This window comes from Simiduia curdlanivorans (assembly GCF_030409605.1).
GTDB classification, from domain to species: domain Bacteria; phylum Pseudomonadota; class Gammaproteobacteria; order Pseudomonadales; family Cellvibrionaceae; genus Simiduia; species Simiduia curdlanivorans.
The window spans coordinates 558957-574156 of record NZ_JAUFQG010000004.1 but is presented as its reverse complement, the minus strand read 5'-3'; the positions used below and the strand labels follow the sequence as shown (position 1 = coordinate 574156).

Below are 15200 nucleotides of genomic sequence, written 5' to 3'. Positions count from 1 at the left end.
AAGGCTGCGCTACGGCGTGCAAAAATTGACCAGGGAGTTGGGGCATGTTCGCAATACTACTTTCCGATAAAATGGACCCCTTTTATCAAAATTTAGCGTCTTTCCCGACCGCTATTTTTAGCTTCTTTCTAATTTTATGCCTGCTGTATTGGCTGGTTGCGGTCTTGGGTTTCGTCGATATTGATATGCTCGATTTCGATGTGCCGGATATGGACGGCGACCTAGATATCAATGCCGATAGCAGTCACTCAACCCCCGATGTACTGGCCGCCTTGATGTTGAAGTTCGGTCTTCAGGGTGTACCTGTCACCATTATCGTGTCGCTGATCGCACTATTCGGCTGGCTGGTCTGCTATTACCTTGTGCACTTCCTGTTTGGTTGGGTGCCAGATGGTTTTTTGCGCTATTTGCTCGGTTTGCCGGTGCTTTTCGCTTCCCTGTATGCTGCGGTGATGATCACCAGTCAGGTGATAAAGCCGCTCCGCCCCTTATTTAAAAATGCACGCCAGCAAACGGTGCAATTTATTATCGGGCAAACGGCGGTTGTGCGTAGCTCAGTGGTTAATAGCCAAATGGGCGAGGCGATTTTGTCGGACGGTGGCGCGGGTTTGCTGCTTAAGGTGCGCAGCGAGCCGGGTGTTGAATTTGTGAAGGGTGATCGCGTGGTATTATTAGAGCACGAGGTTGCGACAAATATTTATAAAGTCATTTCGGAAGCTGAATTTTCCGGTAATTGATTTCATTTAAAACTTACGTTATTTGGAAATGGAGTAACCATTATGGCTGATCTTTCAGTGCTCATGCCGATTCTTTCGGGTGTAGGGATAGTCTTTGTAATTCTCATGGGGCTAGCGGCGCTCTTTAAAGCCTTTTATGTAAAGGTGGAGCAAGGTGTGGCACTTATCGTCAACGATATGAGTCCGAAGCCGAAAGTGCATTTTACCGGTGCACTGGTCTACCCGATTATTCACAAAAAGGAATTGATGAAAATTTCATTGATTACCTTGGAAGTGGATAGGCGTGGCAAAGACGGCTTAATTTGTGCCGACAATATGCGCGCCGATATTACCGTTGCCTTCTATCTTCGGGTTAACGAAACCGCGGAAGATGTGTTGAAGGTGGCCAAGTCCATCGGCGCTAGTCGTGCTTCAGATCGCGAAGCGGTTAACTTACTGTTTAATGCCAAGTTTTCCGAAGCTTTGAAAACCGTGGGTAAGCAAATTGAGTTCGTTAATCTGTTTGAAAACAGAATGCAGTTCCGCGAAAAAATTGTCGCGGTCATTGGCGAGGATTTAAATGGCTATGTGCTCGAAGATGTGGCCATCGACTACCTAGAGCAAACGCCGAAATCATCCCTCGACCCTAGCAACATCATGGATGCCGAGGGCATCAAGAAAATTACCGAGCTCACCGCGGTGCAGAATGTGCGCACCAATGTGCTAGAGCGCGATGAAGAATTGGCAATCAAAAAGAAGAACGTGGAAACCGTTGAGGCCATGCTCGCGCTTGAGCGTCAGCAGTCTGATGCCGAAGCCAAGCAAGAGCGCGAAATCGCCACCATTCGGGCGCGCGAAGAGGCGGAAACAAAAAAGGTGCAGGAAGAAGAGCGCCTCAGGGCTCAGTCTACTACCATTCAGGTCGATCAAGATCTTGCGGTTAAAACCGAGAATCAACAGCGCGAAATCGAGGTGGCCACGCAGAATCGTTTACGCGCTGTGGCTATCGAAGAAGAAAAAGTAACCCGAGCGCGAGATCTGGAAATTGTTGCCCGCGAGCGCGAAGTTGAAATTCAACGCATAGAAGCTGAAAAAGCGGTAGAAGTTGAGAAGAAAGAAATTGCCAATGTGATTCGCGAGCGCGTCGCTGTCGATAAGACTGTGGCCATCGAAGAAGAGCGCATTAAAGAAGTGCGCGAAGTGTCCGAGGCCGATCGCGCCAAGCAAACTAAAGTGTTGGCAGCGGAAGCGCTGGCTGAAGAAGACAAAGTGAAGCAGGTGAAAGCCGCTGAAGCTGAAGAGCAGGCCGCCAAGCATAAGTCGGTAGAGATTACCTTGTTAGCGCAAGCGCAATTGGAAGCGACTACTAAAGAAGCTGAGGCGAAGAAGAAAATGGCGGAAGGCGTGCAGGCCGAGCGCGCAGCGCCAGGGCTTGCTGAAGCCAATGTTATTCGCGCCAAAGGCGATGCGGAAGCCGATGCGCTCTTGGGTACGGGTAAAGCGCAAGCCGAAGTTATCGGCGCCAAAGGCGATTCTGAGGCGCGCGCTGCACGCCAAATCGGTATGGCCAATGCCGAAGTGACGCGCGAGCAATTTAAAGCCGAGGCCGATGGCCTGGTTGAGAAGTTCGGCGCCATGAATAGCATGAGCGCACAGGCGCGTGCCCACGAAGAGTTCCGCATGGGGCTGGAAACCGCATTGAAAGAGGCCTTGGCGTCTATCGATGCAGGTAAGGAAATCGCTAAAGAAAATGCCGAAGTCTTGGCGACTGCGCTGCAGAAAGCCAAGATCGATATCGTCGGCGGTGAAGATCATTTCTTCAATAACTTTGCTAAGTCTCTGTCCATCGGCAAGGCCATTGATGGCTTGGCTGAAAAGAGCGGAACCCTACAGGCGATATTGCATCGCTTGGTAGATACGCCGGTTGCGGACGTCAACAAAGACACGCCAAGCGCGTAAAAAGTGGAGAGCCTAGCTCCCCTCGTTTGCCTCTCTTTAGTGGAAAAGGAATAAACCATGAGCGAAGCTGCGAAGCCGGCGCAAGACGGTGTAGTTGACGATGCGGTTGCGCAGGGCGGTGCCTACGAGATCATCCGCAAGCGTCTGGTTGCACAAGGGCAATCGCTAAAGCAGATTGCTAACACTATCAATGAGCGCCGCTTGCAGGAGTTCGGCAGCTCTGACATGGCCGTCAGCGCCCGCACTCGCATTCGAACGGTCAATAACTGTGTGCCAAGAGATATCGTCCAAGTTGGGGATTATCTTTTATTCGGCTACAACGTTTTCATTGGCTTAAAGAAAGAGACCGCAGTCGAAGACGTTTTTTCTCTATTCAAATTGGGTTCCAATGATTCCGATACAGATCTCGAGCAGGTTTCCGCCGAGGGAACTTTTTTAGCCGATAGAGGCTTCGTCAACGATTTCAGCGAGCTATATCGCTACTACAAGCACACTAAGTTAATCGAGCTAAGTGTTAAAGACGGAAAATTACTGGCGGGTTTTCAGATTGGCGAGCGATTAGATGACCTGCGCGTATTTCGCTGGTCCATATCGGCCGATGGTAAAACCGTAAAATATATTGATAACCGTGGTGAGCGCGATATCTCTCTGCCGCCGGCTTTTGATTTTACCTGGATAGAAACTACGCGCGAACACAGCGTGCACGGCAAACACCCACATGTCAATATTGAAGACACCGTGTTTGTGGAAACCGTGGGCGGCGATCTTACCATCAAGGTGGAAAATAATACCGAAGATGGCTTAGGTATCTACCGCGAGCCAGTTGAAGATAAAACCCAATCCTTAGACGATGCCGATATTTCCTATGCCCGTGTAGGTGCCTTGATATTGTTGAAAGTTAAGCCTTACCGCGAAGAGCTTTGGCGCCACTTTGTTTATAACACCCTGACGCAAAAAGTGCTTCGTATAGACGCCATTGGCATGTCTTGCGTGCAGCTGCCAGAGGATCACGGGATTATTTTCCCCGGTGGTTACTACTTACAAACTGGCGAGCATAAAACTTTCGAAGAGCGCACCATTGGCCTAAAAATTAAACGCGTCGTGCGCTCGCCCAACGGCGAAGATGTGCTCTATGTTTTTTATGAGCCGGTCAACGGTGTTTTGGTATTGCTCTCCTACAATATGATCGAGAAGAGCCTAAAAAATCCGATAACTTGCCACGGTTACGCCTTGGCCGATGATGGCACCTTGGTGATATTCAGCGCCGGCGATGAACCGACGCGGGTGCATCCCATGCAAATTTGGACCACGCCCTTCTTTAGCGCTGAATTCGCCAGTAAACTACCGCCTAGCAAAACCGCTTTCGGTAAAATAGGTAACTCAGAGCTGGTGCGCGGTGTTTCAAATCTATTAAGTCTTACTCGGTTGATCGAGAATCCCGAGGTGTCCGCAAAAATTTATGAAGAGCTAAATCTAGCGGCGAAAAAAATATTCGACGAACACTATTGGGTGTCCGACGAAGCGCTGGGTGACTTGGCGCAGGTGTTGAAAGATGTTTCCGCGACCGCCGAGCTAGTGATTGATGAGTTTGAAAAGGTTCAATCTATTCAGCTGCAATCGAGCAAAGCGTTAACCGACGCAAAACAAACCCAGGTGGAACTGTTGCGCGCGGTGCGGCCAGACGAATGGCAGAGTGCTGATCAATTTGTTTCGATGCTGACTAAGTTGCGCCGCCAGCGCGGGCATTTAGTTAGTATCTCCAGTTATCGTTATATCGACCTCAAGATTATTGAAACGTTGACCAAGGAGCTAGAGTCAGCAGAAGCGAATTTGAGTGAGCGTACCTTAGGCTTTCTCGCCGATGAAAAAGCCCTGCAACCCTATCACGAAAAAATTCAAGGGGTTCAGGCCGCGGTTGATCAAGCCGAGGTGAGGGCGGAGGTCACACCCTGCATTGACAATATTGATCAAGCAGCGGCTGAGCTCGATTTGTTAACCGAACTCATGAGTACCTTGCAAGGTGATGACGCCACCGTGACGACCCGTATCGTCGATGCGATTTCTGAAGTTTACGGCTTGCTCAATCAAAGCCGCGCTATCGCGCGCAACAAATATAAAAGCCTAGGCTCGACCGAGGCAACGGCGCAGTTTGGTGCCCAATTTAAACTGTTTAGCCAAAGTATTAACAACGCCCTGAGTTTGGCCGATACACCGGAAAAGTGCGATGAGCAGTTATCGCGACTACTGGTGCAGTTAGAAGAATTCGAAAGCCAGTTTAGCGAGTACGATCAATTTTTGACTGAGATTATTGGCAAGCGGGAAGAGGTTTATGAGGCCTTTGAGGGCCATAAGCAGAAGTTATTGGATGAGCAGCAGCAAAAGGCACAGTCGGTTGTAGACGCGGCCAGTCGAGTGTTATCGAGCATCGAAAAGCGAACCCTAAAGTTCACCGATAAAGACGAGCTAAACACCTACTTTGCCTCCGATGCCTTGGTGCAAAAAGTGCGGGAATTTTCCGAGCGCTTGCGCCAGCTCAATAGCGCCGTCAAAGCCGATGATGTGGATGCGCGCTTTAAGGCGGTAAAAGAACAGGCGCTGCGTTCGCTGCGCGATAAAAGCGACATCTTTGAAGCGGGTGGCAGTGTTATAAAATTGGGCCCGCGGCACCGTTTTTCGGTCAATACCCAGGAGTTAGACCTGACCATTATTCCGCGAAATAATAAACTCAATATTCATCTCTTGGGCACGGATTACTACGAGCCAATAGACGATGCCGAGCTGAACGCACTCAGTGATTACTGGCAGTTGAATATTGAGTCCGAGACGGAGCAGGTGTACCGAGGTGAATACCTCGCCTACAGTTTGCTCGAGGCGGCGCGTGCGGGGAGCGAGGCGCTGAGTTTAGGCATTCTGCAAGAGGCTTTGTTAGATGAGGCGAAGCTGGCTAACTTGGTCAAAGCTTTTGCCGCGCCGCGCTACAAAGAGGGTTACGAAAAAGGCATACACGATAGCGATGCAACCAAAATTCTGCAGGCGCTCTTACCGGCGCTAGATGCCGCAGATCTCTTGCGCTTCGACCCGCAGTGCCGCGCCTTGGCGCAGGTTTTTTGGGCAAGCTTTGTCGATGTGGCTGACGATACCCGCTTAAGCCAGTCAAAGGTAAAGCAGTGGCAACAACGGGCACAATCGGCGGCCCTACTGAATACCTTGTTCGCCAGCGGTAAAGCGATAGCGCTTTTAGAGCAGGAGGTTCACGCTGCCATGTCGCTTTGGGTTGAGGCGCAGGGCGTTGATAGCAGTGGCCACAATACCGAGCGCGCGGCTCAGTATTTGGTGGCTGAATTGGCCCGAGATCAATTTGCGTTTATATCCAGCAAGTATGCGCGCGCATTAGAGGCAGGCTTGCGAAGTGCCATGGACGACGTGGTGTGGGCAAGATTTCAGTCGGTGTTAGAAAATTTAGACCAACGCCCCGGTGAGAAGCTTCGCGTCATTAGCGTCTGGCTCGATGCACTGACCGAACATCAGAAAAGTGATAAGGCGCGCCATTTTATTCCCGAGGCTGCAGCCATGCTGGCGGCTAAAAATGTACGTCGGCGCGATACCGAGGCCGACTTACAATTGATCGTTGAGGGACTGTTGGGTGATCACCCGCTACTCGATCAAGGCCGTTTGAGTCTAGAGATAGACAGTTTTCTGTTGCGCATGGCGCACCATCGGCGCGTGGTGGTGGCCGGTTATCATCAGTACCACAAGGTGCGTCAGGCTATCGTTGAGCGCGAGCGCAAGGGCTTAAAGCTACATGAATTTAAAGCGCGGCCGCTGAGCTCCTTTGTTCGAAACCGGCTCATTAATGAATCCTATCTGCCTTTAATTGGCGACAACCTCGCCAAGCAAATGGGTACCGTTGGTGAAACTAAGCGAACCGATCTCATGGGTTTGCTGATGATGATTTCGCCGCCGGGTTACGGTAAAACCACCTTAATGGAGTATGTGGCAAATCGGCTGGGTTTGATTTTTATGAAAATCAACTGCCCGTCGCTCGGCCATAACGTGCTGTCACTCGACCCAGAGCAAGCGCCCAATGCCACGGCGCGACAGGAATTGGTGAAACTAAACCTGGGTTTAGAGATGGGTAATAACGTGATGTTGTATCTCGATGATATTCAACACACAGACCCAGAGTTTTTGCAGAAATTTATTTCCTTGTGCGACGGCACACGGCGCATCGAAGGCGTATGGCGCAAGCAGACTAAAACCTACGATATGCGCGGTAAGAAGTTTTGCGTAGTGATGGCGGGTAACCCCTACACTGAGTCGGGTGAGGCATTTAAAATTCCGGATATGCTCGCTAACCGAGCCGATATCTATAACTTGGGCGATATTCTCGGCGGTATGGACGAGCAATTTGCGCTGAGTTATATCGAAAACTCGCTCACCTCAAACCCGGTATTAGCGCCGCTGGCAACACGGGAAATGGCCGATGTTTATAAGCTGGTGAAAATGGCGCAAGGCGAGAGTATTGCCACAACAGATTTAAGCCATGCCTATAGCAGTTCTGAAATTGGTGAGATCACCGGCGTTTTGAAGAAAATGATGGTGGTGCGCGATGTGGTATTAAAAATTAACCAGCAATACATTATCTCCGCCGCGCAAGATGACAAATACCGCACCGAGCCACCGTTCAAGTTGCAGGGTAGCTACCGCAATATGAATAAAATGACGGAGAAAATTTCTGCCGTGATGAACGATGCCGAGCTGATGCAGATGATAGCCGATCACTATTTAGGTGAGGCCCAGTTGCTCACCACCGGTGCCGAGGCCAACTTATTAAAATTGGCCGAATTGCGCGGCAACATGACGGAGCTGCAGGCGGAGCGCTGGCAGGCGATCAAGAAAGATTTCATGCGCAATAAAGCCATGGGTGGCGACGATGCCGATGCCGGCGGCAAAATTGTAGCGCAATTGGTTGATATGGTGGCCAGCGTTCAATCCTTGCGCGAAGCCATGGTAACGGCTCAGGCCAAGCCTAGAACAGAGAAGTCGGCGCGCGAACCTCTAGTATTAGCAATTCTGGGTATCGCAAAATCCTTAGAAAAGTTGGCGCCAAAAGTGGAGGTGATTAATCAGCCGGTTCCTGGTATCGATCGCATGTTAACGGCCTTGGCCGATACTATCGAAAACAGTATTTTCCCGCTGGTGCGCAGCATGGACAAAAAACTAGAAATAGATTTGAAAACCCACGACAAGATGCAGGATGTATCACATCAGCTGCGCGCCTTGGCGGCGGGTAATAAGCGGTCTCTGAAAAAGAACGATGAACATAAAGAATAATCAGTAGCGAAGGCGGGAATAGTATGAAGTGTACAAGTTGCAAGCAGGGTGAGTTACGGCCGAGCTTTATCGACGGGTTGTTTCGCGCCCACACCTGTCATCATTGCTTGGGTAATTGGGTCTTCGTCGAAGACTATGTGGCTTGGTTGGCGGCGCACCCGGATCACGACTTCTCCGAAGCTCAGCCGATGGAAATGTCGGAAACTGCATCGGCGATGCTTTGCCCCGTGTCTGGTGCCATCATGCAAAAAATTAAATTGGCGGCTGATATTCAACACAAATTGGATTATAGCCCGGCAGTGGGCGGCATCTGGTTGGATAAGGGCGAGTGGGAGTTGTTGAAAGAGCATAAACTTGCCGGTTCGCTCAACAAAGTGCTGACGCGGCAATGGCAAAAACAAATTCGCGCCGACCACGCCAAGCAGACCTTTAGCGATTTATATGAAAAGAAATTTGGTACCGAGCGCTACCAGAAGCTAAAGAATTTTCGCGAATGGTTGATGCAGCAAGAAGATAGATCGGTACTGCGCGCCTATCTTTTTGCCGATGATCCCTACGCCGCCGATAAATAACAGGGCGGACAATAAAAAAGGGTAGCAAGTGCCACCCTTTTTTATTGTTGCAGAAATGCTCACATCAATAGTTGTGGCAAGTCTTAGGCTGAAAACTCACCGGCAATGGTTTGCAGGGACGCTTTGGCGTCGCCAAACAACATGCGCACATTGTCTTTGTAAAAGAGTGGGTTTTCCACGCCCGAGTAGCCGGCATTCATGCTGCGCTTGAGTACGAATACGGTGCGCGCATCGGCCACTTTAATCACCGGCATACCGTAGATGGGGCTGCCTTCGTCTTCGGTGGCTGCTGGGTTTACCGTGTCGTTGGCGCCGATAACAATGGCCACATCCACACTGCTCATCTGCGGGTTGATGGCATCCATCTCGTACAGTTGATCATAAGGTACGCTGGCTTCGGCCAGCAGTACGTTCATGTGGCCAGGCATGCGACCGGCGACCGGGTGAATGGCGTAGCGCACTTGGCAGCCATTGTTTTCCAGGTGGTCGGCAAGTTCGCGCACCACGTGCTGAGCTTGCGACACGGCCATGCCATAGCCAGGTACGAATACCACATTGGCCGCAGCTTCGAGAATCAAGTAAGCGTCATCGCAATTGATCGGCTTAATTTCGCCCTCCACCACCGTGGTGGATTTTTTCACCGCTTTAAAGCCGCTGAACAACACGTTAGCGAGCGAGCGGTTCATGGCGCGGCACATGATGTTGGTCAAGATGATACCACTGGCGCCGACTAATGCACCGGACACAATTAGCAAGTTGTTGTTCAATACGAAACCAGCCGCACAGGCGGCTAAGCCCGAGTAGGAGTTCAGCAAAGAAATAACCACGGGCATATCGGCGCCGCCAATGGGGATGACCAGCATGATGCCGAACACTAAGGCGATGGCAATGACCGCATACAGGTGGATGGATTCTGCATCCGGGACTTGCACAAACCACACCGCGTTGAGCAAAAGAGTGATAACAATCAAACCGTTTACAATGGCTTGGCCGGTAAAGGTAATGGCGCGGCCGGGCATTTTTTCCGACAGCTTTGCCCAGGCGATCATAGAGCCAGACAAAGTCACGCCACCGATCAAAATTGACAGCACAATGGTGCTGGCGATGAAAGGCGTGATGGTGCCGTCGTACAGCGCGGCCCAACCCACGAGCAAACTCGCCGCACCGCCGAAGCCGTTAAACAGCGCCACCATTTCTGGCATGGACGTCATGGCCACCAAGCGCGCGGCTAGCACGCCGATCACCGTGCCGAGCAGCATGCTGCCGACAATCCATTCAAAGCTGATGATCTGCTTATCAAATAAGGTGACCGCAATGGCCAAGAGCATGGCCACGGCAGAAATTAAATTACCCTTGCGCGCCGAAGCCGGCGAACCCAGCATCTTTAAGCCGAGAACGAAAGCTAGGGCTGAAAGGATGTAGGCAAAGTTGATGACGATGGCTGCGTTCATGCTTTACCTCCGGCGGCTTTCTTCTTGAACATGGCGAGCATGCGATCGGTGACCAAGTAGCCGCCCACCACGTTGATGGTGGCCAGTGTTACCGCCGCAGCGCCTAACCAGGTGGCCATGGCCGAGTGCTCGGCACCGGCGCTAACTAATGCGCCAACCAAGGTGATACCGGAGATGGCGTTGGAGCCACTCATCAAAGGTGTGTGCAAAGTTGCCGGCACTTTGGCAATGAGTTCGAAGCCTAAAAAGATGGCCAGCATTAAAATGAACGACAGGTAAACGATTTGTTGTAATTCGGGTGACATGATGTCTTCCTCAAAATATTTCGGTGTTAAGCGGCCGCGGGCTTGCGGGCGTTTTTAATCACATTGTTGACTAGCTCACCGCCATGGGTAATCACGCAGCCTTTCTGAATTTCTTCTTCGAGGTCGAGCGCAAAAATGCCCGTGTCTTTTTGCCAGTAATCGAACACCAAATTAATTAAATTGTTGGAATACATCTGGCTGGCGTTTTGCGCTACGCGACCGGGCAGGTTGCGGTAGCCAATAATGGTCACGCCGTTGATGTTCACTTCTTTATCCGGCTCGGAGCCTTCGACGTTGCCGCCGCTGTCGACTGCCATGTCCACCACAATAGAGCCCGGTTTCATCGCCGCCAGCATGTCTTTGGTGATAATGCGCGGCGCCTTGCGGCCGAAAACCTGTGCCGTGGTAATCACGATATCGCTGTTGGCCATCACATCGGTTTGACCTTGGCGCTGCTTTTCAATTTGCGCTTCGGTTAATTGGTTGGCGTAGCCGCCGGCGGTTTGGCCGGTTTCACCTAGGTCGATTTCCAAGAATTTCGCGCCCAGCGACTCAACCTGTTCTTTCACCACCGGGCGAGTATCGAAGGCGTCGACTCTGGCGCCCAGGCGCTTGGCCGTGGCAATCGCCTGCAGGCCCGCAACACCGGCGCCAATCACGAATACCCGGCCGGGGGTGATGGTGCCTGCGGGGGTCATCATCATCGGCAGAATGCGATCCAAGCGCTCGGCGGCCAGTAGCACCATGGCGTAGCCGGCCAAGTTGGCTTGCGATGACAGGGCGTCCATCTTCTGGCTGCGGGTGATGCGCGGAATCATTTCCATGCTAATGGCGGTGACACCTTGCGCGGCGAAGGCGTCTACCAAGGCGTGTTCGTTAAAGGGGTCCAAAAACGAAATATGGATACAGCCTTGTTTCAGCAGCGCCACCTCGTCGATGGCCGGCTTGCGCAAGCGTAAAATCACATCGGCTTGGCCCAGCAGCGCCGTGCGGCTTTCCGCAATTGTGGCACCCACATCGGTATAGGCGCTGTCTGGAATTTGCAGTGAATCGCCTAAACCGGCTTCGATGGTCACCGTAGCGTTTTGTGCCACCAGCTTTTTAACGCCGTCTGGTAACACGGGGACGCGGGTTTCACCCGCCTCTATTTCTTTGGGTATGCCGATTAGCATCTTGTTATCCTCTATGAGCACCCGCCCTTTTTTTGTCAGATTGACTCCAGCTGTATATTCAGCCTTTGGATACGGCTGATGGTTCAGCCGTGGAAATAGCGGAGCGCTATCATAGTCGTGAGTGTTATCTCGGTTCCAGCTATAGATGTGATAAATAAAGGTAATAATCTTGTAATTCTGCTACAAAATTTTGCGAAAGCTTCGATTATTGCATTAGAACCTAGCGCCTAAATCAATATTTGTTTCGGATTTGGAGTGTTTAATGATCAGCCAAGTTAGTTTAATTACAGCATTTGCCTGAGCAATAACAGTAATAGATAAGTTTAATACCCAGTGGCTGATCGGTCGGCTATCGGTGGGCTAAATAGTTACGCAAGAAACCTCCTTGTGTATTTTCAAAATGAATTTAAAGTTTTCTATTTATGCCTTTCGTGAATATACCAAAATGGGTCATTTGGCTTTTCTAGGAAGGCGCTACAATAGGGGCATTCACTGTAGGAGCTAACGAGATGCAAGATTTCAGCGCAAAAGATTGGGCCGATCGCGCGGCTAGTTTGACTATTGAAGGTCGCGCCTTCATTGATGGTGCTTATATTAATGCGCTATCGGGTAATACCCGGCCGACGCTCAACCCCGCCACCGGCGAGGTGTTAGTTGCCGTAGCAAGCTGTGGCCCAGAGGATGCCGACCGGGCCATTGCCTCCGCAAAAGCGGTTTTTGAGGCTGGCACCTGGGCCAATCAAGCGCCGTCTGAGCGCAAAAAAGTGTTGGTGCGCTGGGCCGAGTTGGTCGAAGCCCATGCCGAAGAGCTGGCTCTGCTCGAGTGCTTGGATGTGGGCAAACCCATTTCAGATACCCTCAATGTGGATGTTCCCGCTGCCGCTCGCACCTTGCGCTGGAGTGGTGAGGCCATTGATAAAGTCTACGATCAGGTGGCGCCCACGCCGCACGACACCTTGGCACTGGTCACGCGCCTGCCCTTAGGTGTGGTGGCCGCCATAGTGCCTTGGAACTTTCCCTTTTCCACCACGGCCTGGAAAATCGCGCCCGCTATTGCCACCGGTAACTCGGTGATCTTAAAGCCTGCCTCTAACACACCGCTAACGGCTATTAAGCTGGCTGGCTTGGCTAAGCAAGCTGGCTTGCCCGATGGCGTGTTACAGGTATTGCCGGGGCCTGGCGGTAGCCTTGGCAGCCACCTTGCGAAACATATGGATGTAGAGGGTTTGACCTTCACCGGCTCCACCCCCGTGGGCAAAATGCTGATGGAGTATTCTGGTCAGTCGAACTTAAAGCGCACCTACTTAGAGCTAGGCGGCAAAAGCCCGAATATTGTATTTGCCGATGCCAATTTAGATAAGGCGGCGGCCATGGCAGCCACGGCGGTGTTTTACAACGGCGGGCAGACCTGTACCGCGGGCACGCGCTTATTGGTGCAAGCCTCTATTCACGACGCCTTTGTCGCCAAGGTTATCGAGCACGCAAAATCTTGGCTGCCTGGCAACCCGCTAGACCCAGCCACTAGCATGGGGCCTATGGTTGACGAGGCTCAATACAACACCGTGGCGGAGTATGTTCGCATCGGTTGCGATGAGGGCGCGACGCTCGCCTACGGCGGCAAACGCGTGAAGGTGACCGACGGTGGTTTCTATCACGAGCCGACCATCTTTACCGGCGCCAATAATCAAATGCGCATCGCCCAAGAAGAAATTTTTGGCCCGGTGATGACCGTGATTCCGTTCGAAACCGAAGCCGAGGCCATTGCCATTGCCAACGATTCGATCTTTGGGCTGGCCGGTGCCGTGTGGAGTAAAGATATCAATGTGGCCCATCGCGTTGCCAAAGCGGTGCGCGTCGGCACTATGGGGATCAATAACTATTTCGGCGGCGACATGACCGTACCCTTCGGCGGCTTCAAGCAGTCGGGTAATGGCCGGGATAAATCCATGCATGCCTTCGACGACTACACCGAGCTTAAAACCACCTGGATAGAATTCGATTAAATTCTCTTGTGCCCCCAGGCCTTGGGGGCATTTTATGGCAGTCGATTTTTTGCCTGAAACTCTACTCCTGCCCTTGCGATTGTGGCGTTTATCGGTAAAGTGGGCGCACGCAAACCACGCCCTGAATTGGAGTGAATTATGAAAACTGTGATGCTTATTTTATTGTCTCTCGTCGCTGTTGCTTGTACTTGGGTAGAGCCCAAGCCAGAAGCGGCGGGTATTAAGTTGGCAACGGCCTCAGATGTGCAGTCTTGTGATCGCCTTGGCGCGGCAACGGCTAAGGGTGTCAGCAAGGTGGGCATTTTTGTGCGCAAGGATGAAAAAGTCATCACCGAGTTGGCGGCACTGGCCAAAGACCAAGCTTATAGCATGGGCGGCGACACCTTGGTGCGCGAGTCAGAGCTGAGCGAAGACGGCGCCATGACCTTTGGTGTCTACCGCTGTCGCTAGTTGTTCGGTGTTAATAGAACCGGCTTAGGCCGGTTTTTTTATGCCTGAAATTTGGTGGTTATTGCTGGCTAACTCTCGGCTCAAAATATATTTGAAGCTACCCCTATTTAATTCTATTTACTGGCGTCATATTAAGCTCAGTTTTCCAGAGCGCTGATCCTATGATCACCTTATTGTTGTTTGTTCTTGGTTTGCTGTTGTTGGTTTTTGGTGCCGATATCTTGATAAAAGGCGCGGCTAACTTGGCATCTCGCATTGGCGTGTCGCCCTTGGTGATAGGCTTAACGGTTGTGGCTTTTGGCACCAGCTCGCCGGAGTTGGCGGTTAGCGTCAAAGCGGCGCTGGACGGCCAGGCCGGCATCGGCTTGGGCAATGTGATTGGCAGCAATATCTTTAACGTCTTGTTTATTCTGGGCGTTGCGGCAATTATTTTGCCCTTAACCGTCTCGGTGCAACTTATTCGGCTGGATGTGCCGGTGATGATCGTTGCCAGTGGCGCGGTTTGGTGGATGGCACAAGACGGAAAATTTGGTTTTGGCGAAGGCCTAGCATTATTTTTAGGTTTGCTCGCCTACACCAGTTATCTCTTTATTAAGGGCAGAACTGAGCCTAAGCCTGAAACATCTGTTGAAGTCATTTCACCTGCACCCAATCGCGCTTTATGGCTAGATATAGCCGCCATTGTTAGCGGTTTAATCATGCTGGTATTGGGCTCAACTTGGTTAGTGGAGGGCGCGGTAACGCTGGCGCGCTGGTTGGGTTTAAGTGAGGTGGTGATTGGTCTCACTATCGTTGCGGTAGGCACTTCCTTGCCCGAAGTCGTTACTTCCATTGCCGCCGCCATAAAAGGCCAGCGCGATATCGCCGTGGGTAACGTTATCGGCAGTAACATTTTTAATCTGTTAGGTGTGTTGGGTATCTCCAGCATGGTGGCGCCGGAAGGTTTGCTCGCGCCGTTAAGTTTAATGCACTTAGATCTACCGGTAATGTGCTTGGTGGCGTTAATGTGCTTACCCATCTTCTTTACCGATGCCGTAATAGATCGCTCCGAGGGTGTACTATTTCTCGCCGGTTACGTGGCCTATACCGCCTACCTCATCATGGCCGCCATCGGCCACCCATGGTTATCGCTGCTGGGCAACGCCGTGTTTGTGTTTTTATTGCCGGTGGGTTTGGTGATCGTTGCGCAAGTAGTCAAGCAGTTGCAAAACGGTAATACGGCTGAAGTAGGTTAATCG

General features: G+C 51.5%; 10 protein-coding genes. 7 read left to right on the top strand and 3 right to left on the bottom strand.

Annotated features, from left to right (window positions below; all coding sequences use genetic code 11):
* Positions 1 to 44 precede the first annotated feature (44 nt).
* Genes QWY82_RS02695 through QWY82_RS02680 form a run of 4 tightly spaced genes read left to right on the top strand, consistent with a single transcriptional unit; the run spans position 45 to position 8581 of the window.
* A complete protein-coding gene (locus tag QWY82_RS02695) occupies positions 45 to 737 on the top strand; it encodes an OB-fold-containig protein (RefSeq protein ID WP_290259654.1) in 693 nt (230 codons plus the stop codon).
* Between the two features lie 42 nt (positions 738 to 779).
* Entirely contained in the window at positions 780 to 2675 is a 1896-nt protein-coding gene (locus tag QWY82_RS02690) for a flotillin family protein (protein ID WP_290259652.1), read from the top strand.
* Between the two features lie 57 nt (positions 2676 to 2732).
* Positions 2733 to 8009: a DNA repair ATPase gene (locus QWY82_RS02685; protein WP_290259651.1), complete on the top strand. Its 5277-nt coding sequence runs from the start codon at positions 2733 to 2735 to the stop codon at positions 8007 to 8009.
* Between the two features lie 23 nt (positions 8010 to 8032).
* Positions 8033 to 8581, top strand: coding sequence for a zf-TFIIB domain-containing protein (locus QWY82_RS02680; RefSeq protein WP_290259648.1), 549 nt, complete (start codon positions 8033 to 8035; stop codon positions 8579 to 8581).
* Between the two features lie 83 nt (positions 8582 to 8664).
* Here the strand turns inward: QWY82_RS02680 and QWY82_RS02675 are convergent, their stop codons facing one another.
* The 3 genes from QWY82_RS02675 to QWY82_RS02665 are packed head-to-tail and all read right to left on the bottom strand — an operon-like array spanning position 8665 to position 11509.
* Positions 8665 to 10032, bottom strand: coding sequence for an NAD(P)(+) transhydrogenase (Re/Si-specific) subunit beta (locus tag QWY82_RS02675; protein WP_290259647.1), 1368 nt, complete (start codon positions 10030 to 10032; stop codon positions 8665 to 8667).
* Positions 10029 to 10337, bottom strand: a complete 309-nt coding sequence (locus QWY82_RS02670) for an NAD(P) transhydrogenase subunit alpha part 2 (RefSeq protein WP_290259645.1) — start codon at positions 10335 to 10337, stop codon at positions 10029 to 10031. The genes QWY82_RS02675 and QWY82_RS02670 overlap by 4 nt, the downstream gene beginning before the upstream one ends.
* Before the next feature lie 26 nt (positions 10338 to 10363).
* Complete coding sequence (locus tag QWY82_RS02665) at positions 10364 to 11509, bottom strand: Re/Si-specific NAD(P)(+) transhydrogenase subunit alpha (RefSeq protein ID WP_290259642.1); 1146 nt, start codon at positions 11507 to 11509, stop codon at positions 10364 to 10366.
* A gap of 509 nt (positions 11510 to 12018) precedes the next feature.
* Here QWY82_RS02665 and QWY82_RS02660 point away from each other — a divergent pair.
* The 3 genes from QWY82_RS02660 to QWY82_RS02650 all read left to right on the top strand — a co-directional run bounded on the left by QWY82_RS02660 (position 12019) and on the right by QWY82_RS02650 (position 15197).
* Positions 12019 to 13512 (top strand): aldehyde dehydrogenase, encoded by a 1494-nt coding sequence (locus QWY82_RS02660; protein ID WP_290259640.1) that lies wholly within the window; start codon positions 12019 to 12021, stop codon positions 13510 to 13512.
* A 138-nt stretch (positions 13513 to 13650) separates the two neighbouring features.
* The gene (locus QWY82_RS02655; protein ID WP_290259638.1) at positions 13651 to 13962 is read left to right on the top strand and encodes a DUF4156 domain-containing protein; all 312 of its coding nucleotides are present in this window, start codon (positions 13651 to 13653) and stop codon (positions 13960 to 13962) included.
* 161 nt (positions 13963 to 14123) lie between these two features.
* Positions 14124 to 15197 (top strand): calcium/sodium antiporter, encoded by a 1074-nt coding sequence (locus QWY82_RS02650; protein ID WP_290259637.1) that lies wholly within the window; start codon positions 14124 to 14126, stop codon positions 15195 to 15197.
* Positions 15198 to 15200 lie beyond the last annotated feature (3 nt).

Coding starts and splice junctions, on each gene's coding strand:
- QWY82_RS02695 (WP_290259654.1), top strand. CDS start 45: ATGTTCGCAATACTACTTTCCGATAAAATGGACCCCTTTTATCAAAAT.
- QWY82_RS02690 (WP_290259652.1), top strand. CDS start 780: ATGGCTGATCTTTCAGTGCTCATGCCGATTCTTTCGGGTGTAGGGATA.
- QWY82_RS02685 (WP_290259651.1), top strand. CDS start 2,733: ATGAGCGAAGCTGCGAAGCCGGCGCAAGACGGTGTAGTTGACGATGCG.
- QWY82_RS02680 (WP_290259648.1), top strand. CDS start 8,033: ATGAAGTGTACAAGTTGCAAGCAGGGTGAGTTACGGCCGAGCTTTATC.
- QWY82_RS02675 (WP_290259647.1), bottom strand. CDS start 10,032: ATGAACGCAGCCATCGTCATCAACTTTGCCTACATCCTTTCAGCCCTA.
- QWY82_RS02670 (WP_290259645.1), bottom strand. CDS start 10,337: ATGTCACCCGAATTACAACAAATCGTTTACCTGTCGTTCATTTTAATG.
- QWY82_RS02665 (WP_290259642.1), bottom strand. CDS start 11,509: ATGCTAATCGGCATACCCAAAGAAATAGAGGCGGGTGAAACCCGCGTC.
- QWY82_RS02660 (WP_290259640.1), top strand. CDS start 12,019: ATGCAAGATTTCAGCGCAAAAGATTGGGCCGATCGCGCGGCTAGTTTG.
- QWY82_RS02655 (WP_290259638.1), top strand. CDS start 13,651: ATGAAAACTGTGATGCTTATTTTATTGTCTCTCGTCGCTGTTGCTTGT.
- QWY82_RS02650 (WP_290259637.1), top strand. CDS start 14,124: ATGATCACCTTATTGTTGTTTGTTCTTGGTTTGCTGTTGTTGGTTTTT.